This window comes from Sphingomonas sp. P4_D12, from assembly GCF_056401895.1.
Window position 1 is genome coordinate 164,779 of record NZ_JBFUIL010000006.1, and the last position, 21,569, is coordinate 186,347.

A 21,569-nucleotide genomic window follows, 5' to 3' on the forward strand; every position below is an offset into this window, starting at 1 on the left:
GGCTTGCCCTTCGATGGCGGTTGCCACCATGCGCGGGGCAATGACGTTCCAGATCGATATGGGGATCGATTCGAGCGGCCGGCCGGCATGCGTCGATCTCGAAGAACTTCTCGCCACCCGTTTGCTCGTCCAGGGCAATTCGGGATCGGGCAAGTCGCATCTGTTGCGCCGCCTGCTCGAAGGCAGTGCGCGCCAGGTGCAGCAGGTCATCGTCGATCCCGAGGGCGACTTCGTCACTTTTGCCGGCCCCTATGGCCATGTCGCGATCGAGGCGGTCGATTATTCGCTGGCCGAGATCACGCGCTTCGCGGCGCGTTGCCGCGAGCATCGCACCTCGGTCGTGCTCAGCCTCGAAGGGCTCGAGATGGAAGGGCAGATGCGCTGCGCGGCGACGTTCCTGTCGGCATTGTTCGATGCGCCGCGCGATTATTGGTACCCCGCGCTGGTTGTGATCGACGAGGCGCAGATCTTCGCGCCGGCTGCCGGAGCCGAGGTCGCCGAGGACGTCCGCCGCGCCTCATTGGGCGCGATGACCAACCTGATGTCGCGCGGGCGCAAGCGCGGGCTGGCCGGGATCATCGCCACGCAACGGTTGGCGAAACTGTCAAAGAACGTCGCGGCGGAGGCGAGCAACTTCCTGATGGGGCGGACCTTCCTCGACATCGACATGGCGCGCGCCGCCGATCTGCTCGGGATGGAGCGGCGCCAGGCCGAAGCGATCCGCGACTTGCCGCGCGGCACTTTCCTCGGGCTGGGCCCGGCGGTGGCGCGGCGCCCGGTGACGATCCGCATCGGCGAAGTCGAGACCAGCGCGCGCAGTTCGAGCCCCAAGCTGGTGCCGCTCCCGGACCAGAGCCCGGCCGAGGACATGCGCGACTTCATCCTGGCGCCGGTCGAGGAAACGCTGTCGCTTCCGCTGCCACCCCCGCCCCCGCCGCGCCCGGCACCCGCGGCCGAATTGCTCGAAGCGCTGGCGGCGACTCCCGCGGCCGAGCCCGAGGATGCCGACCCGGTCGATGCCGATGCGGCCATGGCCGACGCGCTGCATGGCATCGTCGCCGATCCCGACAGCGCGCTGCGTCCTGCAGCGGCGTTGTTCCAGGATTTCCAGGTGCGTTGCCGCATGGCCGGGCTGCGCCGCATCGCGCTCGACCCGTCGAGCTTCGCGCGCCGGCTGGCCGCGGCGCGCGCCGGAATCTACCAGCCCGAGGACGAGCAATGGGCGCCGGCAATGACCGCCGCCGCCGCGGTGCCCGACGAGATGCTCGGCGCCTTCCTGCTGATCGCCCGCGCCGCACGCGAAAACGCCCCCTGCCCGAGCGACGAAGAGATCGCGCGCATCTATGGCACCAGCTCGCTCGGCCGCGCGCGCCGCGTGCTCGCTTATATGGAGGATCGCGACGTCATCGTGACGCGCACCGATCTGTCGGGGCGGCGGTCGGTGACGATTCCCCGCCTGGGCTGGACGACCGCGTCGACCGACGCGTGACGCGCGCTAAAGTTCGGTCCGCACGTGCCATAATTCGGGAAACAGCTCGACTTCGAGCATCCGGCGCAAATAGGCGACGCCCTGGGTGCCGCCAGTGCCGCGCTTGAGGCCGATCACGCGCTCGACCGTGGTGACGTGGTTGAACCGCCAACGCCGGAAATAATCCTCGAGATCGACCAGTTTCTCGGCCAACTCGTAGAGCGGCCAATGCGTATCGGGATCGCGGTAGATCGCTGCCCAGGCGGCGCCAAGCTTGTCGCTTTCGACGCGCTGCTCACCCAGGTCGGCACGCTCCGGTCCGACGTCGAAGCCGGAGCGCGCGAGCAAGCGGATCGCTTCGTCGTACAGGCTCGGCCGCGCCAATATACCTTCCAGCTCTGCCATGACCTCGGCACGATGCGCATGCGGCTTGAGCATCGCGGCATTGCGATTGCCGCAGAGGAATTCGATCGCGCGATATTGATGCGACTGGAATCCCGACGACTGGCCGAGATCGGCACGGAATTCGGTATATTCGCTCGGCGTCAGCGTGCGCAGCACGTCCCAGGCGTTGTTGAGCTGCTCGAGAATGCGCGAGACGCGCGCGAGCATCTTGAAGGCATGCGGCAATTTGTCGTTGGCGATCGCGTCGCACGCCGATTCGAGTTCGTGCACCGCGAGCTTCATCCACAGCTCCGACGTCTGGTGCTGGATGATGAACAGCATCTCGTCATGCGCGGCAGAGCGCGGCTGCTGCGCGCCGAGGATCAGGTCGAGGCGCAGATAGTCTCCATAGGCCATCTTGTCGGCGAAGTCGGTTTCCGGCGTATCGTTCATGTCACTTTCGATCGCGTGGCATAGGCAGGGTCGTCCCACAAGCGCTCGGTCATCACACGTTCGAGCACTTTCGCCGCGGCGACGACATCCTCCTTCGACAGATAGAGCGGGGTGAAGCCGAAGCGGATCAGATCGGGCGCGCGGAAATCGCCGATCACATTGTTGGCGATCAACGCCTGCATGATCGCATAGCCTTGCGGGTGGCGGAACGAGACCTGGCTGCCGCGCGCCTGCGGGTCGCGCGGCGAGGCGAGCGTCAAGTCGGGACAGCGCGCCTCGACCTCGGCGATGAAGCGCTCGCTCAGGCCGATCGAGGCGGCACGGACATCGGCCATATCGACCCCGTCCCAGGCATCGAGCGCGGCATCGAGTACCGCAAGCGCCAGCACCGGCGGCGTGCCGACGCGCATCCGCTCGACGCTGGCATGGGGGCGGTAATCCAGGTCAAAGGCGAACGGCGCCTCATGCCCCATCCAGCCGGACAGGATCGGCCGCGCGCTGTCGGCGAAGCGCGGCGCGACATAGATGAAGGCGGGCGCGCCGGGACCGCCGTTGAGATATTTATAGGTGCAGCCGACCGCGAAATCTGCGTCGGCGGCGGTCAGGTCGACCGGCACCGCCCCGGCCGAATGCGCGAGATCCCACACCGTAACCGCGCCCGCCGCATGCGCCTTGGCGGTCAGCGCTGTCATGTCATGGCGGCGACCGGTGCGGTAGCCGACCTCGGTGATCAACGTCACCGCAATGCTGTCGTCGATCGCATGCTCGACGTCTTCGGGCTCGACCAACCGCAATTCAAGCCCGCCGCCCAGCGCCTGGAGCAACCCGCTGGCGATATAGAGGTCCGAGGGAAAGTTGCCGGTATCCGACAATACTACTTTGCGCTCGGGCCGCAACGCCAGCGCCGCGGCCAACGCCTGGAACACCTTAACTGACAGCGTATCGCCGGTCGCGACGCTGCCCTCGGGCGCTCCGATCAGCCGACCAATGCGATCGCCGACGCGCCTCGGCAGGCCGATCCAGTCGGCACTGTTCCATGCGCGGATCAGCTGATCGCCCCATTCGCGGGTCAGCACCTCGCGCACCCGCGCTTCCGCCGACATGGGTAGCGGCCCGAGCGAATTGCCATCGAGGTAAAGCACGCCCTCGGGCAGATGGAACAACCGCCGGGTCGTCGCGAAATCGGTCATCGCGCCGTGTCACGCGGAAATGGAGGCGTTGTAAAGAGGGTGTCGTCCAACCGGCCTCGCCGACCAGGGCGCGTAAGTCGGCACGTCCGGTCGACAATCGCTCAGTCTGGCAAATCCTGTCCGTATATATCGAAGTCGATCGCCAAACCTCGCTCGCCGACACGAGCCAACGTATCCCGCTTCAGCCGCAACCCCTCATTGCCGCTAGCAAGGAAAAGGCCGCAGAATATCCGGCCGTCATAGCGATCGGAAAATGACCGCCAGCCGGACAGGTCGTCGCTCAATTCGGCGAGTAGCCGGTTGATCTGCCCGTCCAGATCGGCGGGTTCGCATCGTTCGGTCACTAACCTCCACCATCCCGTTCGCGCGATCTTCTCGCCGCCGCGCGCAGTCAGCCAGACACCACCCTTACGCACCCCCACGGTAGGCGCTGCGCCCAAACACGCGGTAATCTCATCGGGATCGAGATCGTCGCCGAAGAAGCTTAGCGACGCGGCCGATTTGTGCAGGCTACCCATAATCGCTCGTATCACGCCGCGCAGCGCCGCGCAGCCATCGCGCGACCGGGGGCAGGCGAGGCGTCGATGGCGGGATCCATGTCGTGGGGCTGGCGACGGGCGCGCATCGCGCAATCGCCGCTTTTCCGCCGTGGCCGTTGGCGATTTGTTTGATTAGACACATGCGATTTGGTTGCTGGGGAGCAAATTCAACCTTGGGTAATCTGAGCATCTTCTCCGCGCTCGGCGCAGCGTTTTTCGCAGGCCTCATTACTCTCGGCCTTTGGACGGGGACGATGCCCTCCGGACGCGGGTCGTTCGATAAGCAGCGACACCCGGCTGCCTTCGCGGCGTCTGGCTGTCTTTGGGGAGTATGCTCTGATTTGTCTGTTGATTACCGCAGTGGCTATGTTGCCGGACGATTAGTCGTCTGAAAGGCGGCCCTTCCTGCAACAGTCTCAATCTCCAAATAGCAAATATTGACGCTGCCCGGTATCCCCCGCCTATGAACGCCGTCCGCAACATCGTCGTCCTGACCGGCGCCGGCATCTCGGCTGAAAGCGGCATCGCAACGTTTCGTGGACCGGGCGGGCTGTGGGAAGGGCATCGCGTCGAAGATGTCTGCACGCCGCAGGCGTTGGCGCGCGATCCCGAGCTGGTGCATCGCTTCTACGATTTGCGCCGCGCGGCGCTGGGCGGGGTCGAGCCCAATGCGGCGCATCATGCGCTGGCCAGGCTAGATGCCGAGTGGCCGGGCGAGTTGTTGATCGTCACGCAGAACGTCGATGATCTGCACGAGCGTGCGGGCGCGAAACGGATGCTTCATATGCATGGCGAGTTGAAGTCGGCGCTGTGCGCGGCGTGCGAGCACCGGCAGGTGTGGGCCAGCGATATGCTGCCGGGCACGGTCTGCGTTTCGTGCGGCGCCGCGGCGGTACGGCCGGACATCGTGTTCTTCGGGGAGATGCCCTACGCGATGGATGTGATCGAGCGCGCGATCTCGCGCGCCGATCTGTTCGTGTCGATCGGGACGTCGGGGGCGGTGTATCCAGCGGCGGGCTTCGTGCAGACCGCGAAGTATCACGGTGCGCGGACGCTGGAACTCAACCTCGATCGATCCGAGGGCAGCGGGTGGTTTCACGAGAGCCGGTTGGGGCCGGCCGGGGTGCTGGTGCCGGATTGGGTGGAGTCGGTGCTGGCCTAGCCACTTCCGTCATCCCAGCGAAAGCTGGGATCTCAAGCCGCATCGCATACCGCACGAGACCCCAGCTTTCGCTGGGGTGACGGGAGGGTAGGCCGAGCTGAGGGAAGAGTTAGCTGGGGCGACAGAAGTATGCCGGAGTGACCGGAGGGTCAGTCGACCCAATCCAACCCGATATCGCGATAGACCTCGCGATCCTCGTCCCAGCCCGGCTTGACCTTGACGTGCAGGTACAGATGCACCGGACGATCGAGCAATTCGTTCAACTGCGCTCGCGCCCGCGCGCCGATCTCCTTGATCCGGCTGCCGCCTTTGCCCAGCACGATCGCACGCTGGGTCGGGCGTTCGACCAGGATCTGCTGGCGGATCTCGACCGATCCGTCCTCGCGTTCGGTGAACGCCTCGGTCTCGACCGCGCTGGCATAAGGCAATTCGGCGTGCAGTTGGAGGTAGAGCTGTTCGCGCGTTACCTCGGCCGCCATCGCGCGTTCGGTCGCGTCGCTGACCTGATCCTCGGGGAAATGCCATGGCCCTTCGGGCATGGCGTAGCTCAACGCCTGTTTGAGTTCGGCCAGACCGTCGCCGGTCGAGGCTGAGACGAAGAAGGTCTCATCGAAATGCGTCGCCGCGTTGATCCGCTCGGCATGGACCAGCAGCCGAGCCTTGTCGGCTATATCGACCTTGTTGAGCACCAGGAACTTGCGTTCGGGGCGGCCCGCGATGCTCTCGACGATCGGCATCACCTTGGGGCCGAGCCCGCCTTTGGCATCGACTACCAAAGCGGTCACGTCGGCCCCCTCAGTCCCACCCCAGGCCGCCGCGACCATCGCGCGGTCGAACCGGCGCTGCGGTTCGAAAATGCCCGGCGTGTCGACCAACAGGATCTGCGTCTCACCCTCGATCGCCACACCGAGCAGCCGCGTGCGTGTGGTCTGCGCCTTGGGGCTGACGATCGCGACCTTCTGGCCGACCAGCGCATTGACCAGGGTCGACTTGCCGGCATTGGGCGCACCGAGCACGGCGACGAGGCCGCAATGTTGCGTCATGGTTGCACCTGCGCGAGGAGCACGCGGGCGGCGGCGGTTTCCGCTTCCTGCTTGCTCGATCCTTCGGCGTCGGCGCTGGCGAAGGCACCGAGCGACACGCGCACCGTGAAACGCGGAGCGTGCTGCGGGCCGGATCGCGTGATGACTTCGTAGACCGGCGACTTGCGATTGTGCGCGGCGGCCCATTCCTGCAGCGCCGATTTGGGGTGTTGCGGCGCGCGGGCATCGGCATGGACGCGATCGGCCCAGCGCGCGCGGACGAAATCGCGCGCCGGCTCGAACCCGCCGTCCAGATAGAGCGCACCGATCAGCGCCTCCATCACGTCGCCCAGCACATTGTCGCTATCGGCAGCGCCATCGTCGCGCGCCTGTTTGCCCAGCCCGAGGAAGGGCCGCACCCCGATCTCGCGCGCGACGTCGGCGCAGACCGGCCCGGTGACCAGCGCGTTGAGGCGTTTCGACAAGCTGCCCTCAGGCTCATCGGGGAACAGTTCGTACAACCATTCGGCCATGGCCAGCCCAAGTACGCGGTCGCCGAGGAATTCGAGCCGCTCGTAATTCGCGCTCGCCTGGCTGCCATGCGTCAGCGCGCGCTCGAACCGCGCGAGGTCGCCGGGCGCACGGCCGAAGGTCGCGACGATCCAGCCGGCAAGTTCCTTGGTCGTCACGTGGCTATTCCCCGATCGAGGGGCAGCGGTCAAAAGCCCTGTCCCAAGCGGCTCCAGCGCGCCGCCGAGAACCAGGTCCAGGGCAGCAACCATTGCGCATTGCCGTCGGTCGACCAGAAAGTGACGACTGCCTTGCCCTCCAGATTCTCCAGCGGGACCATGCCGATCGCGCCATTTTCCTGCGCGGGGAAGCGGCTGTCGCCCGAATCGTCGCGATTGTCGCCCATCAGAAAGACGTGGCCAGCGGGAACCGTATAGACGTCGGTGTCGTCGCGGTCAGGGAATTCGCCGCGGTCGAGTACGGTGTAGCTGACCCCGTTGGGCAAGGTTTCCTTGAACTGCATATAGCGGCAGATCGGCGTGCCCGCGCTGTCGGTCGCCTGGAATTCGGCCGGGCATTCCTTGCCGGCGGGATAATTGGGCGTCAGCGGGATGACGAAGTCGGCGACGCGCACCTTGGGCACCGCGACGCCGTTCAGGATCAATTGGCCGTGGCGCATCTGGATCGTGTCGCCGGGCAGGCCGATGACGCGCTTGATATAATCCTGGTCGTTGCCCGGCGGCGCCTTGAACACCACGACGTCGCCCGGCGTCGGATTACGGCCGAGGATGCGGCCCGGGATCAGCGGCACGCTGAACGGCAGCGAATGCTTGGAAAAGCCGTAATTCCATTTCGAGATGAACAGATAGTCGCCGATATAGAGCCGCGGCAGCATCGATTGCGACGGGATCGAGAAAGGCGAGAACAGGAAGCTGCGGAAGATCACGACGACAATGACCAGCTTGATGATGAAGCTGAACGTGTCCTTCCAATCCTCTTCCTTCTTGGGTTTCTTCGCGGCGGGCGCAGGCGTGCCGGCGGGCGCCACAATGGGATCGGGCGCGGCGTCGGACGGGGTCGCCTGAGGTGTATCGGTCATGTCGCGCGGTTTGCGCATCCGTAATGCGCGCGTCAAGGCGGGCGTGGTTCCTTGAACGGGACGGCCGGAACGCCCATTGAGACCCCGGAGTCGAATAAGGAACCCAAACATGGCCGATTGGAGCGAGATCGAGGCGCTGAAGCGCATCCCCCTGACCAAGCTGTTCGCCGACGATCCCGAGCGGCTGGGCAAATATTCGGCCGACGTTTCCGGCATTCATTTCGACTGGTCGAAGACGCATCTGACCGACGAGGCGATCAAGGCGTTCGAGAAACTGGCCAAGGCGAGCGACCTCGCCGGCAAGCGCGAGGCGCTGTTTTCGGGCCAGGTGATCAACGTCACCGAGAACCGCGCCGTCACCCACACCGCCGAGCGCGGCGAAGGCGCCAAGGATGACGTCGCCAGCGCGCAGGCGCTCCATGCCCGGATGCGCGCGCTGATCGACGCGATCGAGGCCGAGGCGCTGGGGCCGATCCGCAATATCCTGCACGTCGGGATCGGCGGGTCGGCGCTGGGTCCCGATCTGCTGATCGACGCGCTGGGGCGCGACGCCAATCGCTACGAAGTGGCGATCGTCTCGAACGTCGACGGGCTGGCGCTGGAGGAAGCGTTCAAGCGGTTCGACCCGAGCGCGACCGTACTGGCGATCGCGTCCAAGACCTTCACCACCACCGAGACGATGCTCAACGCCGAAAGCGTGATCGAGTGGATGCAGGCGGGCGGAGTCGAGGACCCTTATGGCCGCGTCGTCGCGCTGACCGCCGATCCCGACAAGGCGATCGAATGGGGCGTCGACGAGACCCGCGTCCTGCCGTTCGCGGATACGGTCGGCGGGCGCTATTCGCTCTGGTCGTCGATCGGTTTCCCGGCGGCAATGGCGCTCGGTTGGGACGCTTTTTCCGAACTGCTCGAGGGTGCGGCCGAGATGGACCGCCATTTCCGGCTGTCGGCGCTGCACGAAAATGTCCCCGCGCTCGCCGCCTTCACCGACCTGCTCTACACCCAGGCGTTCGGCTGCGAGACGCGCGGCGTCTTCTGCTACGACGAGCGGCTGCGGCTGCTCCCCTCCTATCTCCAGCAACTCGAGATGGAATCGAACGGCAAGGGGGCGACGATCGAGGGCAAGCCCGTCGGTCGTCCAACCGCGCCGATCACCTGGGGCGGGGTCGGCACCGACCAGCAGCATGCCGTGTTCCAGTTGCTCCACCAGGGCACGCATCTCGTCCCGCTCGAATTCATCGGCGTGATCGAACAGGCCGATACGCTGAGCGAGGACCATCACAAGACCCTGCTCAACAGCATGTTCGCGCAGGGCGCCGCGCTGATGAAGGGCCGCGAGAATCCCGACGACCTCGCCCGCGCCTATCCCGGCGACCGGCCGTCGACCACCTTGCTGCTCGACGAACTCGACGCGCGCACCCTTGGCGCGCTGATCGCCTATCACGAGCATCGCGTGTTCGTGTCGGGCGTGCTGCTCGGGATCAATTCGTTCGATCAGTTCGGCGTCGAATTGGGCAAGGAAATGGCCAAGGCGGCGGCCAAGGGCGGCGGCGATTTCGACGCCTCGACCCAGGATCTGATCAAGCGGGCGTTTGGGTAACAACCGTCATCCCAGCGAAAGCTGGGATCTCAGGCGGGGAAATACGGCACGAGACCCCAGCGTTCGCTGGGGTGACGAAGGAAGAATGAATGGCTGACTACGACTACGACCTGTTCGTCATCGGCATCGGATCTGGCGGCACGCGCGCGGCGCGGGTAGCGGCGGCGCATGGCGCGCGGGTCGCCGCGGCGGAGGAATATCGCGTTGGCGGCACCTGCGTGATCCGCGGCTGCGTTCCCAAGAAGCTGCTCGTCTATGGCGCGCATTTCGCCGAGGATCTGATGGATGCGCGGCGCTTCGGCTGGGACGTGCCGGCCGACTGCAAGTTCGATTGGAAGACGCTGACCGGCAATGTGTTCGAGGAAGTCGACCGGATCAGCAAAGCGTACAATACGACGCTCGACAGCCATAAGGTCGAGGTCATCAACGAGCGCGCCGAGCTGACCGGCCCCAATTCGATCCGCCTGGCATCGGGACGCGAGGTCACCTCCAAATACATATTGATCGCGACCGGCGCGCGGCCGCACATCCCGACCTGCCCCGGCCACGAATATGGCATCACCTCGAACGAGGCGTTCCACCTGGAAAGCGTGCCCAAGCGCATTTTGATCGCGGGCGCGGGCTATATCGCCAACGAATTCGCCGGCATCTTCCACGAATTCGGCGCCAAGGTGACGTTGATCAACCGCAGCGACCAGATCCTGCGCGGCTATGACGAGCAAATCCGCGACCGCCTGCTCCAGATCAGCATGATGAAGGGGATCGATTTCCGCTTCAACGCCAAGTTCGAAGGGATCGAGAAGCAGGCCGACGGGTCGCTCAAGGTGTCGATGTCGAACCACGCGCCGATCGAGGTCGATTGCGTGATGTTCGCCACCGGCCGCGTGCCCAACACCGAGAATCTCGGGCTCGACGCGGCGGGAGTGGAACTCAATGAGAAAGGCGCAATCAAGGTCGACGAGGACAATCGCTCGACCGTGTCGAGCATCTACGCCGTGGGCGACGTCACCGACCGCATCCAGCTGACCCCGATCGCGATCCGCGAAGGCCAAGCCTTTGCCGACACGATCTTCGGCAACAAGCCGACCAAGGTCGATTATCACTGCGTCCCCGCCGCGGTGTTCAGCCACCCACAGATGGCCGGCGTCGGCTTCACCGAGAGCCAGGCCAAGATAAAATTCGGTTCGGTCAAAGTCTATGTCAGCGACTTCCGCCCGATGAAGAACGTGCTCGCCGGCCGCAACGAGCGCGCGCTCTACAAGATGATCTGCGACGGCGAGACCAACAAGATCCTCGGCATCCACATGATCGGGCCGGAGGCGGCGGAGATCCTCCAGGCGGCGGCGGTCGCGGTGAAAGCGGGACTGACCAAGGACGCGTTCGACCAGACGGTGGCGCTGCACCCGACCATGGCGGAGGAATTGGTGCTGATGAAGTAGCGGACGGCCCCCAATTGACCGCGGCAAATCCGGGACTCGTCACGTCGGGCGGCGGGCCGCACGTCCGACGGCGTGGCGCACGACGGCAGGCGCGACGTCACTATCCCTGGAACGCAGGCATCGGACAGGATAGAAAGCGCGCATGGGCTCGTTCGTGCAAAGCTGTGCCGCGCGCACGCCGTACAGGATAGCGTCGGTCATCTTGTTGCTTGCCGCCTTCGGGCTTCCTGCGATCCTCAACATGCTGGGCGGTCCCGACTGGATCGGCGCGCTGATCGGAATCGCGCTCTACATCCTGCTGATCGTGATCACATATTACCGGCTACACGACGCAGCACTGGCGGGTGCGTGGATCGGCCTGATGATCATCAGCTTTAATGTCGGGCCGGGATGGCACGGCTGGCACATCGGTAGCCTGGTCAATCTCGTGCCGATCGTCCTCGCCTGGACCGTGAAACGCGGTGCCGGCGCTCACCCGCAGGCGGCGCGACCGGACCAGCTCAGGGCCTGATCACGCTGCAAATCCGACATGCTCCCATCTGGCGCGGTCGCCTTCGATCCAGCTTAACGCCTTAAATCTGGCGCGATTTCCTCTCCCTTTGGGAGAGGGAGGGGCCCGCTCGGCGCAGCCGAGTGGGAAGGTGAGGGCAGGCTGGTGGGCGTCGCTATGCCCTCACCCTTCCGCGCCTTCGGCGCTCCCTCTCTCTCCCAAAGGGAGAGGGAATTCAGCTCAACGCCACCCCCGAAATCGTAATGCGGTGCATCACCCTCCGATGCCCCTGATAATCGTTCATCGCGCAATGCCAGGTCGAGCGATTGTCCCAGATCGCGAGCGAGCCCGGCGCCCATTGCAGCCGACATTGGAACTCCGGCCGCATGCCGACCGAATAGAGATAGGCGAGCAACGGCATGCTCTCCTCGCGCGTCCAGCCTTCGAAATGGAGCGTGAAGGCGGGATTGACGTAGAGGATCTTGCGGCCCGTCACCGGGTGGCGGATCACCACGGGATGGACCGCATTGGCGCGGATCTCATGCCCCTTGAGATCGGCGGCCTGGTCGGTCTTCGCGTAGATGCCGTCATGGCCATAAATGTGATCGGCCGAATGCACCGCGCGCAGTCCTTCGAGCGTCGCCTTCAGCCCGTCCGACAGCGAATCGTAGGCTGCGCCCAGGCTTGAGAACAGCGTGTCGCCACCGGTCGGCGGGGTTTCCCGCGCGAGCAGGATCGAGCCCATTGCCGGGACCTGATCATAGCTGTGATCGGTATGCCAGCCACCGCCGATATTGGTGGTCTGCGTCTCGGCCTTGCGCACCTCGGCGATCTCGGGGTAGCCGCCGTTCGCCGGGAAGTAATTGTTGATGTCGATCGTGCCCCAGCGCCGAGCGAAGGCGATATGATCCTCAGGCGTCAGCTCCTGATCGCGAATGAACAGCACGCCGCGATCGGCGAGCGCCGCCTTGAGCGTTTCGATCTCGGCGTTGTCGAAGTCGCGCAGGTCGATGCCGCTGGCTTCGGCGCCGCAATGATCGGCGATCGGGCGAATCTGGATGGTCATGAGTCCTCTCCTTTGCCCGTGACACTATCGCGCCGCTTGCGACCGAATTGCTACGATCGTAGCAATTGACCGATGGAATTGCTCAACACTCTGCGCCACGGCCGCTGGTTTGCCACGCTCGACCCCGCGCTCGTCGCCGAACTGATCGCAGCCGGACGTGTCGCCACGCTCGACGCCGGGCAATGGATCTATTCGGAGGGCGATGAGGAGCCGGGTTTGTGTCTAGTAATCGAGGGTGTGTTGCGACTGGAGGCGAGCGTCGGCCCCGACCGCGACGTGCTGCTCGGGCTGGCGGGGCCGGGCCAGGCGATCGGCCAGTCCCGGCGCTTCGGCGGCGGACGGCGGATCGTGACCGCGCGCGCGCAGCGTGCGGCGCGCGTGCTGCTGGTCCCCGACGCCGCCTTGCCGGGGATCGCGGCGCGCCAGCCGGGTGCGTGGCCGGCGACGATGGCCTTGCTCTACGACCAGCTAGACGTCGCGGTGCATAATGCGGCGCTCAACCCCTGTTTGTCGCCGCGCGAACGCGTCGCGGCGCGGCTGGCACAACTGGCCGACGACAAGGGTGAGGTTCCCGCGACCCAGGCCGATCTCGCCGAAATGTGCGGGCTCAGCCGCAAATCGGCGAGCGGGCATATTCTGGCACTGGCCAAACGCGGCTGGGTCGCGCCGGGCTATCGGTCGCTGCGGGTGCTCGACGCGGCGGCGCTACGCGGCGTTGCGGGGATCTAGGCCATATCGACGTTACGATTCTCCCCTCCCTGCAAGGGAGGGGATCAAGGGGTGGGTTTGGCGACGGCCTATGAGTCTTTGTGAGCGCGCGGACACGCGCACCCACCCCCAACCCCTCCCTTGCAGGGAGGGGAGCTGGAAAACTGAATGCCTCACCCTAAAGCCCGAACAACCGGTCGAACGCCGCCGCGCCGCGCTGGCCGAAATCGATCACCCTGCCCTCGCCGCGCCGTGCCCAGCCTTCGTCGAGCGCGCGGCTCAAGATCTGCGCACCGAGCGCACCGCCGAGATGGTGCCGCCGCTCGCTCCAATCGAGACAGGTGCGGCAGAACGGCCGCCGCCCGTCCCCGCGTACGAACCCACGCTCGGCAAGCCAGGCGCGACCGGCATCGGTCAGTCCGTGGTCGACCATCATCCCCTCGTCCGCCAGCTTCGCCGCCACCGCCACCGCGCGCGCGCCGGCGAGATGATCGTAGCACACCCGCGCCTCGCGCAGCGCCGGGTCGCGCGGCCCCGTCCGCACCCTGACCGCGCCGGTGCGCTGGGCAAGCTCCATCAGCGCCTCGAGCGCGGTAGCGACATCCGGCCCCGACAGCCGCAGATAGCGATGCCGCCCCTGCTTCTCCGCGGCGAGCAGCCCTGCCGTCTCCATCCGCGCGATATGCCCGCTCGCGGTCGGCAGCGTGATGCCCGCTACCTGCGCCAGCTCGCTCACCGTCAGCGCGCGCCCGTCCATCAGCGCGGTCAGCATGTTGGTCCGCGCGGGGTCGCCGATCAGCGCGGCGATTTCGGCGATATAGGGGCCTTCTCTCATGGTTCGATCTGTACCGAACCATCGCAGCAGCCGGAATCGCTAAAGTGCGCGGACACTTTGGAGAAGACCGAATGATCACCTGCTTCATCCGCTACGATATCGAGCCCTGGGGCCGCGACGCATTCGTCGACTATGCCCGCGCCTGGGGTCAGGCGATCCCCGACTGCGGCGCCGACCTGATCGGCTATTTCGCCCCGCACGAGGGATCGGCGACCACCGCTTACGGCGTCTACACCGTCGAGAGCCTGGCCGAGTACGAAGCCTATCGCGCACGGCTCAAGGACCATCCGCTCGGCCGCAAGAACTTCGCCTTCGCGCAAGGCGAGCGCTTCATCCGCCGCGAGGATCGCGTCTTTCTGGCCAGGGTCGACCGATGATCGCGGTGATCTTCGAGGTCGAGCCCGCCGAGGGGCAGCGCGACAGCTATCTCGACATCGCCGCGCGGTTGAAACCCGAACTGGAGGCGGTCGACGGCTTCATCTCGGTCGAGCGGTTCGAGAGCCTGGCCAATCCCGGCAAAATGCTGTCGCTGAGCTTCTTTCGTGACGAGGCGGCGGTGGCAGCGTGGCGCAACACCGAGGACCATCGCCATGCGCAGGCGGCGGGGCGCGGCGGGGTGTTCGCGGATTATCGGTTGCGGGTGGCACGAGTGGTCCGGGATTATGGGATGACGGAGCGGGACGAGGCGCCGGAGGATAGTCGGGCGGCGCACGAGATTTAGGCGCTATTGCTGCCGTAACCTCATGCCAAAATATAGCGTTGACTATTGTTTCGGCGCGCTCTTTGATCGGCCAACTACCCCGCTTGTGCCGTAGCGGCCGAGACCATGGGGAGGTGGGAGAGGCGAGCATGCGGAGGCGTGAATTCGTACTGGCGACGGGCGCGACGATCGCGGCACCTGGCCTGATCGCGGCGTCGAAGTCCGGGGCACAACCCGCCATGCCGGCATTCCCACGCGATTTTCTATGGGGAGTGGCAGCGTCCTCCTATCAGATCGAAGGCGCCGTAAACGAGGACGGTCGCGGCGCGTCGATCTGGGACACGTTCTGCCGTCAACCCGGTACTATCGCGGGTAACGCCAATGGCGACATCGCGTGCGATCACTATCATCGTTATCGCGAGGACGTGGGGTTGATCGGTCAGCTCGGCGCGCGGGCCTATCGGTTCTCGATCGCATGGCCCCGGATTCAAGCCGAGGGCCGCGGCGCGGCCAATCCCAAGGGTCTCGATTTCTATTCGCGGCTGGTCGACGAGCTACTGGCCAAGGGCGTCGCGCCGATGCCGACGCTGTTTCACTGGGATCTGCCGCAAAAGTTGCAGGATGCCGGCGGCTGGCAGAACCGCGACACGTGCGATCGGTTCGCCGATTATGCGCACATCATGGCGGAGCATCTCGGCGATCGCGTGCCGCGCTGGATCACGCATAACGAGACCTTCATGCACCACGTCCTCGGGCACGTTCTCGGCGTCAACGCGCCGGGGCTGAAGCTCGACATGCCGCAATCCTTCCCGGTCGCGCATCACTTGCTGTTGTCGCACGGCAAGGCCGTCCAGGCGCTCCGCGCGACGGTGAAACGCAAGGCGCAGATCGGCATCGCCCAGAATTTGGCGATGGTGCGGCCGGCCGATCCGGCGCGGGACGAACCGGCTGCCCAGGCAATGACGCTCTATTATTGGGGATTGCATGTCGATCCGCTGCTGCTCGGCCGCTACCCCGCGGAATTGCCGGACGCCCTCACCGCGACAACAGTGCGGGAGGGCGACTTGGCGACGATCGCGCAGCCGCTCGATTTCCTCGGCGTCAATTATTACAACACCAACTTCATGCGCGTCAGCCCGCCGGGCAGCGCCCAGCCGATCGAGGAAGCGCCGCCGCCGGCGAAGTTCGCGCGAACCGCGATGGGCTGGCCAGTCGACCCGCAAGGTATGACCGACGTGCTGCTCGGGCTACGCGATCGCTACGGGAGTGCCCTGCCCCCGATCATCATTACGGAAAACGGTGCGGCCTTCTCCGATAATGTCGTGCGGGGTGCGGTGCATGACGCCGACCGCATCGCATTCCTCGACGCCCATATCCGCGCGGTCAGGAAGGCGATGGATGCCGGTATCGATGTGCGCGGGTATCTGGTGTGGTCGATCCTCGACAATTTCGAATGGGCCGACGGCTATGGACCACGTTTCGGTCTCGTGCGGGTCGACTACGCCACGCAACGCCGGACACCGAAGGATTCCTATTATTGGTATCGCAAGCTGATCGCGGAGCAGGTTGGGGCGGTAAAGGGGTTATTGCACGTGTCACCATAACCCGGAACCCAGCACCATAACCCGGACGTCGCTCTCAGTTTTTGGCGCTTTGGCCCGTCTCATACTGCAAGCTTCCACCTTGCTCGTATCGCTGAAGGAGGCCTGCGACCTTATTTGCGTCGTTTTCGGAAATACTCAGAGCGAGCAAGTTTCCGGACGCCCATTCTAGAAGCGCGCCCGTAGCTTCAACTTCGGATGCTATATTTTGACGACTTTCAGGCGAACCATCACCGAACCAGACTCGGAAAGTAGCTTGCCCCGATCGTCTGATCACCCTTAGCAACGTTGAGTCGCCATCAGTCTCCACCTCGTCCCCTAGAGCGATATCGTAGGCAAAGAAGGGGATGCAGCAAAGAATATATCTGTTTGATCCTATCTCTTCTCCCCACAGTTGCTCCCATTCGTTATGTCCATTCTTTATTCCGAGATGAGCAGCTAAGATGAAGTTGGCACGATTACGCCAAATAGGCGATGGGTGAGATGCTTCGTAATCACCTTCTTCATACCTCATAATCTATACTCGCTCACCAATGATCGGGTGGCCACTTGCCACGATAACCCGAGGGTGGGTTTTTTGGAAATTCGCCCGCTCCCTTAGACGGGTTGCAGTGCGGACACGCAAGTTGTGCATTTTCCGGGGTGGCATTGCCACCTCTCGCCCGTGGAATGGCATGATCGACTTGCGTCCCTGTTCCCGGCCTACGACAGTAAACACAAGTAGCTGTTGGGTTCTCCGCTTTAGCAGCTGCCTTGGTGGCCGGGGAAAATGCCTTTCCTGCGGTTTCGCCACCAGCAGAGCCAGCCTTGATTTCAGGAGCCAGCTTCTCAGCAAAGGCCAGAATTTTCCCAACGATCGGCAAACTGGTCACCAACCGTTCTATCGGAACGATCAACGATCCAGCCGTAGCCACCATCGACGATGCACCGTTTTCAGCCTCTGCTTGCTGACTAAGGATAGATCGTATTTCAGCATCGGATTTGCCGATCTGCCGTAGCGCTTGGACCTGGGCAGAAGCAGTATCGATCGATATCGTTTGGTTTCCGCTGGGATCTCGCCCGTCGACCGGATCATTCCCGACATAAGCATACAGATTATTCTGATCCTTATACCCAATCGGATCAGTCTGCATGAACCGTCCCAGCGTGGGCGAGTACATCCGGGCCTTGTAGTAATTAAGCCCGATCCCGGGCAGCCAGACCTGGCCGGTATATCCGAACAAGGGTTGGTTGCCGGTAAATGTCGACGTTTCAATGCCGTATTCATCATAGGCGTTGATGCCGGTCAGATTGCCGCTGGCATCGGCTGACGAGATGATCGACCCCTGATAGTCGCTCTGCAAGCCCATCGGGTTAGCGATGCTCGACGTACCATACCAGACCAGGGGATCATCGACATCCGGCCCATGGACGTAGCGTGTGTTGAGCGACTGACCGGTGAGGAAATAATTGTAGCGCTCAACAATGTCGTCGCCGTCATGGAGGAACTGCCAGGCAGCGCCGCCTCCACCGGGACGCAGTTGTTGCCAGAGACGCCCAAGGGGGTCGTAGATTAGCGTGGTAGCGCCGAGCGCCGTGGTTACACCTACCATCCGATTTTCGACATCGTAGGCATACGTATTGGTGCCGTCGCCAGTCAGATTGCCGTTGTCGTCATAGGTGAAGCTTGCGCTGCCGGCGGCAGTATATTGGTTGAGCCCGTTGACGGTGTAGAGGCGGCCAGGGACATTAACATAGCCGGTGAATGCATAGGCGTCGTTCGATCTCGTCTTCGTCACGATCTGGCTGGCGGGATTATAGCCAAACGTGCTCGTCACATCGCTTGACGTCCCCGCCAGGTCGTTCGAAAGATTGGCGAGCCGCGAAACGGGATCATAGCCGTAGGTCGTGCTGGCCCCACTACGCGTATCGCCCGAACGGCGCCCCTGATTGTCATAGCCGATCGTCGCGATCGTCGCCGCGCCATTTGCCTTGATCGTCGTCGCCCGGTCGAGCCCGTCATAATCGTAAGTGAAGTAAGTGCTGTCCGGATAGGTGATCCGGATGCGGTTGCCATCGGCATCGTACAGATAGCCCAGCGCCAGCGGTGCGAAGCCCATATTGTTGGTGGTCGACTGTAGCTGACCGAACCCATCATAGACGTTGGTGATACCCGCGCCGCTGGTCGAAACGAACCGCGCAAAGGTCTGCAAGCCCCGCGCGTCGTAGCCGAAATAGACGTCATTCAGCGTGCCGCCGGGAATATCCTTGATCGTGTTGCGGTTGAGCGCGTCGAATGCGTAGCGGATGACGTTACCGTCGCGCTTCATCAGCTTGGCGCGATTGCCGTTGCGATCGTAAGCGTACTTCTCGCAATCATCGCCGGCAGTGCGCGTTTCCGAGGGACCGGCGACCGTGTTGCCGAACCCGTCGGTTGCCTCCGCGATCGTACCGATCGTGCACGCCGCCGAACTGCCGGTCGTCGCCTTCGACGGGAACGCCCAAGCGGCCAGCCGGTCGAACCCATCATAGGTATAGGTCGCAAGATTGCCGTTGGCGTCCTTCAGCGTCTTCTGCTTGCCGTTATCGGTATAGGTGTAAGTGACGTAATCCTGCTGGAGTTGCGGCAGGCCATTCGCCGTCGTCTGGCCGTATGCCTTGATGACCTTCAGTAACTGCCCGGCATCATCATAGACGTTTTTCGTGATGCGGTCGGGGCCATAAGTGCTGCTGGTCGTCGCCAGCGTGCAGGCCGAAGCCGGAAGCGCGCCCCAAGTCGTCGGGTTCATGCGAACCGCGGTGCATTCAGGTCGGCCGACAGGATCGTAGCTATATTGTGTTGCGCTGCTCTGGACCCAAGTCGCGCCTCCGTCACTCGATCCCAACGTCGTCTCAAGTATCTTGCGGCCCAGTCCGTCATAACTAGCGACGACCTTGGTAAAGATCTGGAAGCCAGTAGCGGTGGTTGGGTTCCAAACCGGCCATGCCGACGGGAGCGTATTCTCGTTTTGCCAACTCGAGAGCTGGCCTTTCTCCACGCTGATTAGCCGCCCCTCATTGTCGTACGTGTTTCTGACTGCGGCATAGAGCAGCGGCGCCGACGGTCCGCTGCCATCCGGATCTGGCGCGATCGTGCCCACCACGCGATTGGCATTGTCGTAGCGCGTCGCCGTGGTGAAATCCGAAGGCGATGCTTGTGCTAAGGCCACCGCCGGGAGCATTGCCCAGAGCACTCCGCCCAGCGCGGCCAGCCGCCGCATGATGACCGCCGCGCTCACGGGCACACCGAGATGCTGGCATTGCCACGCGGGCTCGTCTGGCTGATCTTTCTGCCTATCGGATCATAGGTGTAACACGTCAGGCGGGTCGCGCTCGTAACCAGGTCTTTGACCTCGACACCTCGCGCCAGCAGGTTGTTGGCGGTGACGGCTGAGCTGTATTGATAGGTTGTCTGCAGCCGCGGCGCGCCAGCCGCCGTATCGCAGGCGGCGGTGCTGCTGCCCGCCACCGTCTGGCATTGGATCATCGTGCTGATCACCCAGATCGGCACGCCGGTCGACACCAGGCTGCCGCCGAAGTTCTTCACATACGCACTTTTCTGGACATAGGTGTAGAGCTTGAGCGGGCGTGCCGCGCCGCTGGTCGGCGCCGGCTGCATCTCCGACAACACACCCCCATGCGTCTGATCGTAGACATAATTGGTGATGTTGCCCTTTGCGTCCGCGATCGTCAGAGGCAGGTAACAGGTTACCAGATTGGAACAGGGATTCGTCGGAAAGGTCTGTGCGCCTTGGACAATGTCGGTAAGGCCGGAGCCCGGCTTTGCCGTGAATTGATAAGCCGGAAATCTACCATCGGGTGAAAGGAACGTGGTAATATTTCCTTCCGGCGATTTGATCGTAGTCAGATACCGTCCAAAATAGGTGGGCTGATGCGAAAGACCCCGCTCGTCGGTAATCTGATTGAGAACATAGGCGTGATAGTCAAAGGACACCGATTTACCAGCAGGATCCAACCAGGAAGAGGTATCGTCCGGCGAGCTGTCAATACCATCGTCCCGCCCCCCGCTGCCAGAACAGGTGCAAGAGAAATACCACGTCGTTCCATCGGCCAGTACCTGGTGATCTATATTGGCATGTCCGGCGGCGTAGTAATTGGTGATCTTGCAGGTGGGTGTACCGGGGTCAGTAAGGCACGCCAGCCCTCCTGAGCCGTAGCTATAGCTCGCCTGATTGCCCATGACGTCTGTGGCGCCCGTCAAATTGCCGCTGGTGTATTGGTAGGTTGTCTTCAACGCGGCGGATGCGCAGGTCGACGCCGTTGATACATAGGTTTGCGACAGATTGAAGGCACATGCAGCGCTTATTGAGCTACCTGTATAGTCAAATAGTATCGCCGACCCATCATTAGAGGTAATAAGTTTCGGTAGATTATTTACCCTGACAATGTCAATTGTACGACCACTGGGATATCTTATATTTACGTTCCCACTGCCACTGAAGATCGTATACACCACCCCATACCGATTGGTGAAAACGTAATTACTGCTGATCACTTGAAAGCTGGTATCAGTCTCGTCACTTTGAGGCACGGCAGACTGAGGTGGTCCGTAATAGACAAACTTCTCCCGTCCTATGACCATCGTCGTGGTCGCCTCGTGGTTCAGCGAAGCTGCCCGATACTTCATGTATATGTCGAAGTTATGCGTCCAGTTTGGACCGAAATAATGGTTCGAAGTCTCCTGACCTCCCAGGTAGGACCGTTGCAAGGTAAGCGAGCCGATGGATAGGTCGTCGACCGACGTGGTATAGGTACCATCTATCATGTTCACGCCGGTCGGACTGCTCGTGATTACCTTTGGCGGCGTCAGGGTCTGCGCGGACGCAATGCTCGGTAATGCTGCAAAAATACCGAACAGGGCAAACACCGGCGGCTTCCAAAACATACCTTATTCCCTCTTTCCCGAACGAACTCAGTTGGACCTGGCGAGCGTTCAAGGGCTAGAGGTTGGTGTCGGGGTAGGCGTGGGGCACGCGGCGGGCGCGCTGGTCGCGACATCATAACGCGTACGATTGCCGGCGGCGTCGAAACAAGTCCCGGTGGCGCGGCCGTTGTTGGTCCCGCCGGTGATGGTGGAGCCCTTGAGCCGACCCAGCCCGTCATAGGAATAATTGGTCGTTTCCTGCGCCAAAGCGCTGCATGACAGAATGGCGGCGGTCGCGACCGACGCTGCCAACCAAACCTTGGCACGACTCATGGAATTCTCCCCTGCCCAGAGCGGCAGAGAGCATGCGCAGCGAAAGCGGCGCAACAAGAGATACATC

Annotated in this window: 21 protein-coding genes; 9 read left to right on the forward strand and 12 right to left on the reverse strand. The window is 63.4% G+C overall.

Going from position 1 to position 21,569, the window contains the following annotated elements; genetic code table 11:
- The first annotated feature begins 40 nt into the window (after window positions 1-40).
- The gene (locus AC1DSD_RS13335) at window positions 41-1,489 is read left to right on the forward strand and encodes an ATP-binding protein (protein ID WP_478031360.1); all 1,449 of its coding nucleotides are present in this window, start codon (window positions 41-43) and stop codon (window positions 1,487-1,489) included.
- A gap of 6 nt (window positions 1,490-1,495) precedes the next feature.
- Here AC1DSD_RS13335 and kynA read toward each other — a convergent pair whose 3' ends face one another.
- The 3 genes from kynA to AC1DSD_RS13350 form a co-directional block, all read right to left on the reverse strand.
- Window positions 1,496-2,305, reverse strand: coding sequence for a tryptophan 2,3-dioxygenase (gene kynA, locus AC1DSD_RS13340; protein WP_478030703.1), 810 nt, complete (start codon window positions 2,303-2,305; stop codon window positions 1,496-1,498).
- Window positions 2,302-3,495: a kynureninase gene (kynU, locus tag AC1DSD_RS13345; RefSeq protein WP_478030705.1), complete on the reverse strand. Its 1,194-nt coding sequence runs from the start codon at window positions 3,493-3,495 to the stop codon at window positions 2,302-2,304. Before kynU ends, kynA begins: the two co-directional genes overlap by 4 nt.
- Before the next feature lie 101 nt (window positions 3,496-3,596).
- A complete protein-coding gene (locus AC1DSD_RS13350) occupies window positions 3,597-4,127 on the reverse strand; it encodes a DUF4279 domain-containing protein (protein ID WP_478030707.1) in 531 nt (176 codons plus the stop codon).
- A gap of 370 nt (window positions 4,128-4,497) precedes the next feature.
- On the opposite strand from AC1DSD_RS13350, the gene AC1DSD_RS13355 reads away from it, so the two are divergent.
- The gene (locus tag AC1DSD_RS13355; RefSeq protein ID WP_478030709.1) at window positions 4,498-5,196 is read left to right on the forward strand and encodes an NAD-dependent deacylase; all 699 of its coding nucleotides are present in this window, start codon (window positions 4,498-4,500) and stop codon (window positions 5,194-5,196) included.
- 149 nt (window positions 5,197-5,345) lie between these two features.
- Here the strand turns inward: AC1DSD_RS13355 and era are convergent, their stop codons facing one another.
- From era to lepB, 3 genes are read right to left on the reverse strand one after another with little or no spacing between them, the layout of a single operon-like run.
- Window positions 5,346-6,239: a GTPase Era gene (gene era / locus AC1DSD_RS13360; RefSeq protein ID WP_478030711.1), complete on the reverse strand. Its 894-nt coding sequence runs from the start codon at window positions 6,237-6,239 to the stop codon at window positions 5,346-5,348.
- Entirely contained in the window at window positions 6,236-7,000 is a 765-nt protein-coding gene (gene rnc, locus AC1DSD_RS13365) for a ribonuclease III (protein WP_478030713.1), read from the reverse strand. Before rnc ends, era begins: the two co-directional genes overlap by 4 nt.
- Complete coding sequence (lepB, locus tag AC1DSD_RS13370) at window positions 6,937-7,827, reverse strand: signal peptidase I (RefSeq protein ID WP_478030715.1); 891 nt, start codon at window positions 7,825-7,827, stop codon at window positions 6,937-6,939. The genes rnc and lepB overlap by 64 nt, the downstream gene beginning before the upstream one ends.
- Before the next feature lie 109 nt (window positions 7,828-7,936).
- Here lepB and pgi point away from each other — a divergent pair, with 109 nt between their 5' ends.
- The 3 genes from pgi (at window position 7,937) to AC1DSD_RS13385 (ending at window position 11,377) form a co-directional block, all read left to right on the forward strand.
- On the forward strand, window positions 7,937-9,427 hold the full coding sequence (gene pgi / locus AC1DSD_RS13375; RefSeq protein ID WP_478030717.1) for a glucose-6-phosphate isomerase: 1,491 nt from the start codon (window positions 7,937-7,939) through the stop codon (window positions 9,425-9,427).
- An 89-nt stretch (window positions 9,428-9,516) separates the two neighbouring features.
- Window positions 9,517-10,866, forward strand: coding sequence for a glutathione-disulfide reductase (gene gorA, locus AC1DSD_RS13380; RefSeq protein ID WP_478030719.1), 1,350 nt, complete (start codon window positions 9,517-9,519; stop codon window positions 10,864-10,866).
- A gap of 142 nt (window positions 10,867-11,008) precedes the next feature.
- The gene (locus tag AC1DSD_RS13385; protein WP_478030721.1) at window positions 11,009-11,377 is read left to right on the forward strand and encodes a DUF805 domain-containing protein; all 369 of its coding nucleotides are present in this window, start codon (window positions 11,009-11,011) and stop codon (window positions 11,375-11,377) included.
- 214 nt (window positions 11,378-11,591) lie between these two features.
- On the opposite strand, the gene AC1DSD_RS13390 is transcribed toward AC1DSD_RS13385, so the two are convergent.
- Window positions 11,592-12,422 carry a TauD/TfdA dioxygenase family protein gene (locus AC1DSD_RS13390; protein ID WP_478030723.1) on the reverse strand — a complete coding sequence of 277 codons (831 nt, stop codon included), beginning with the start codon at window positions 12,420-12,422 and terminating at the stop codon, window positions 11,592-11,594.
- A gap of 72 nt (window positions 12,423-12,494) precedes the next feature.
- Between AC1DSD_RS13390 and AC1DSD_RS13395 the strand changes: the two genes are divergently transcribed.
- A complete protein-coding gene (locus AC1DSD_RS13395) occupies window positions 12,495-13,151 on the forward strand; it encodes a Crp/Fnr family transcriptional regulator (RefSeq protein ID WP_478030725.1) in 657 nt (218 codons plus the stop codon).
- 157 nt (window positions 13,152-13,308) lie between these two features.
- Here the strand turns inward: AC1DSD_RS13395 and AC1DSD_RS13400 are convergent, their stop codons facing one another.
- Complete coding sequence (locus AC1DSD_RS13400) at window positions 13,309-13,965, reverse strand: ArsR/SmtB family transcription factor (protein ID WP_478030727.1); 657 nt, start codon at window positions 13,963-13,965, stop codon at window positions 13,309-13,311.
- A gap of 71 nt (window positions 13,966-14,036) precedes the next feature.
- Here AC1DSD_RS13400 and AC1DSD_RS13405 point away from each other — a divergent pair, with 71 nt between their 5' ends.
- The 3 genes from AC1DSD_RS13405 to AC1DSD_RS13415 all read left to right on the forward strand — a co-directional run bounded on the left by AC1DSD_RS13405 (window position 14,037) and on the right by AC1DSD_RS13415 (window position 16,269).
- A complete protein-coding gene (locus AC1DSD_RS13405; RefSeq protein ID WP_478030729.1) occupies window positions 14,037-14,342 on the forward strand; it encodes an NIPSNAP family protein in 306 nt (101 codons plus the stop codon).
- Window positions 14,339-14,686: an antibiotic biosynthesis monooxygenase family protein gene (locus tag AC1DSD_RS13410; protein WP_478030730.1), complete on the forward strand. Its 348-nt coding sequence runs from the start codon at window positions 14,339-14,341 to the stop codon at window positions 14,684-14,686. The genes AC1DSD_RS13405 and AC1DSD_RS13410 overlap by 4 nt, the downstream gene beginning before the upstream one ends.
- A gap of 128 nt (window positions 14,687-14,814) precedes the next feature.
- Window positions 14,815-16,269: a GH1 family beta-glucosidase gene (locus AC1DSD_RS13415; protein WP_478030732.1), complete on the forward strand. Its 1,455-nt coding sequence runs from the start codon at window positions 14,815-14,817 to the stop codon at window positions 16,267-16,269.
- Between the two features lie 34 nt (window positions 16,270-16,303).
- On the opposite strand, the gene AC1DSD_RS13420 is transcribed toward AC1DSD_RS13415, so the two are convergent.
- From AC1DSD_RS13420 to AC1DSD_RS13435, 4 genes are read right to left on the reverse strand one after another with little or no spacing between them, the layout of a single operon-like run.
- Complete coding sequence (locus AC1DSD_RS13420; RefSeq protein ID WP_478030733.1) at window positions 16,304-16,780, reverse strand: DUF4265 domain-containing protein; 477 nt, start codon at window positions 16,778-16,780, stop codon at window positions 16,304-16,306.
- Window positions 16,781-16,793: 13 nt separating this feature from the next.
- The gene (locus tag AC1DSD_RS13425; RefSeq protein WP_478030735.1) at window positions 16,794-19,505 is read right to left on the reverse strand and encodes an RHS repeat-associated core domain-containing protein; all 2,712 of its coding nucleotides are present in this window, start codon (window positions 19,503-19,505) and stop codon (window positions 16,794-16,796) included.
- A 14-nt stretch (window positions 19,506-19,519) separates the two neighbouring features.
- On the reverse strand, window positions 19,520-21,190 hold the full coding sequence (locus AC1DSD_RS13430; RefSeq protein ID WP_478030737.1) for a DUF6531 domain-containing protein: 1,671 nt from the start codon (window positions 21,188-21,190) through the stop codon (window positions 19,520-19,522).
- A gap of 48 nt (window positions 21,191-21,238) precedes the next feature.
- Window positions 21,239-21,502: a hypothetical protein gene (locus AC1DSD_RS13435; protein ID WP_478030738.1), complete on the reverse strand. Its 264-nt coding sequence runs from the start codon at window positions 21,500-21,502 to the stop codon at window positions 21,239-21,241.
- Between the last annotated feature and the right edge of the window lie 67 nt (window positions 21,503-21,569).

What these genes read in the sequence shown, in the direction of transcription:
- AC1DSD_RS13400 (WP_478030727.1), bottom strand. Translation starts at nt 13,965, where the DNA reads ATGAGAGAAGGCCCCTATATCGCCGAAATCGCCGCGCTGATCGGCGAC.
- AC1DSD_RS13385 (WP_478030721.1), top strand. Translation starts at nt 11,009, where the DNA reads ATGGGCTCGTTCGTGCAAAGCTGTGCCGCGCGCACGCCGTACAGGATA.
- AC1DSD_RS13335 (WP_478031360.1), top strand. Translation starts at nt 41, where the DNA reads ATGACGTTCCAGATCGATATGGGGATCGATTCGAGCGGCCGGCCGGCA.
- AC1DSD_RS13430 (WP_478030737.1), bottom strand. Translation starts at nt 21,190, where the DNA reads ATGTTTTGGAAGCCGCCGGTGTTTGCCCTGTTCGGTATTTTTGCAGCA.
- gorA (WP_478030719.1), top strand. Translation starts at nt 9,517, where the DNA reads ATGGCTGACTACGACTACGACCTGTTCGTCATCGGCATCGGATCTGGC.
- kynU (WP_478030705.1), bottom strand. Translation starts at nt 3,495, where the DNA reads ATGACCGATTTCGCGACGACCCGGCGGTTGTTCCATCTGCCCGAGGGC.
- AC1DSD_RS13435 (WP_478030738.1), bottom strand. Translation starts at nt 21,502, where the DNA reads ATGAGTCGTGCCAAGGTTTGGTTGGCAGCGTCGGTCGCGACCGCCGCC.
- AC1DSD_RS13420 (WP_478030733.1), bottom strand. Translation starts at nt 16,780, where the DNA reads ATGAGGTATGAAGAAGGTGATTACGAAGCATCTCACCCATCGCCTATT.
- AC1DSD_RS13410 (WP_478030730.1), top strand. Translation starts at nt 14,339, where the DNA reads ATGATCGCGGTGATCTTCGAGGTCGAGCCCGCCGAGGGGCAGCGCGAC.
- AC1DSD_RS13425 (WP_478030735.1), bottom strand. Translation starts at nt 19,505, where the DNA reads ATGCGGCGGCTGGCCGCGCTGGGCGGAGTGCTCTGGGCAATGCTCCCG.
- AC1DSD_RS13405 (WP_478030729.1), top strand. Translation starts at nt 14,037, where the DNA reads ATGATCACCTGCTTCATCCGCTACGATATCGAGCCCTGGGGCCGCGAC.
- pgi (WP_478030717.1), top strand. Translation starts at nt 7,937, where the DNA reads ATGGCCGATTGGAGCGAGATCGAGGCGCTGAAGCGCATCCCCCTGACC.
- AC1DSD_RS13415 (WP_478030732.1), top strand. Translation starts at nt 14,815, where the DNA reads ATGCGGAGGCGTGAATTCGTACTGGCGACGGGCGCGACGATCGCGGCA.
- AC1DSD_RS13355 (WP_478030709.1), top strand. Translation starts at nt 4,498, where the DNA reads ATGAACGCCGTCCGCAACATCGTCGTCCTGACCGGCGCCGGCATCTCG.
- kynA (WP_478030703.1), bottom strand. Translation starts at nt 2,305, where the DNA reads ATGAACGATACGCCGGAAACCGACTTCGCCGACAAGATGGCCTATGGA.
- AC1DSD_RS13390 (WP_478030723.1), bottom strand. Translation starts at nt 12,422, where the DNA reads ATGACCATCCAGATTCGCCCGATCGCCGATCATTGCGGCGCCGAAGCC.
- AC1DSD_RS13395 (WP_478030725.1), top strand. Translation starts at nt 12,495, where the DNA reads ATGGAATTGCTCAACACTCTGCGCCACGGCCGCTGGTTTGCCACGCTC.
- lepB (WP_478030715.1), bottom strand. Translation starts at nt 7,827, where the DNA reads ATGACCGATACACCTCAGGCGACCCCGTCCGACGCCGCGCCCGATCCC.
- rnc (WP_478030713.1), bottom strand. Translation starts at nt 7,000, where the DNA reads ATGGTTGCTGCCCTGGACCTGGTTCTCGGCGGCGCGCTGGAGCCGCTT.
- era (WP_478030711.1), bottom strand. Translation starts at nt 6,239, where the DNA reads ATGACGCAACATTGCGGCCTCGTCGCCGTGCTCGGTGCGCCCAATGCC.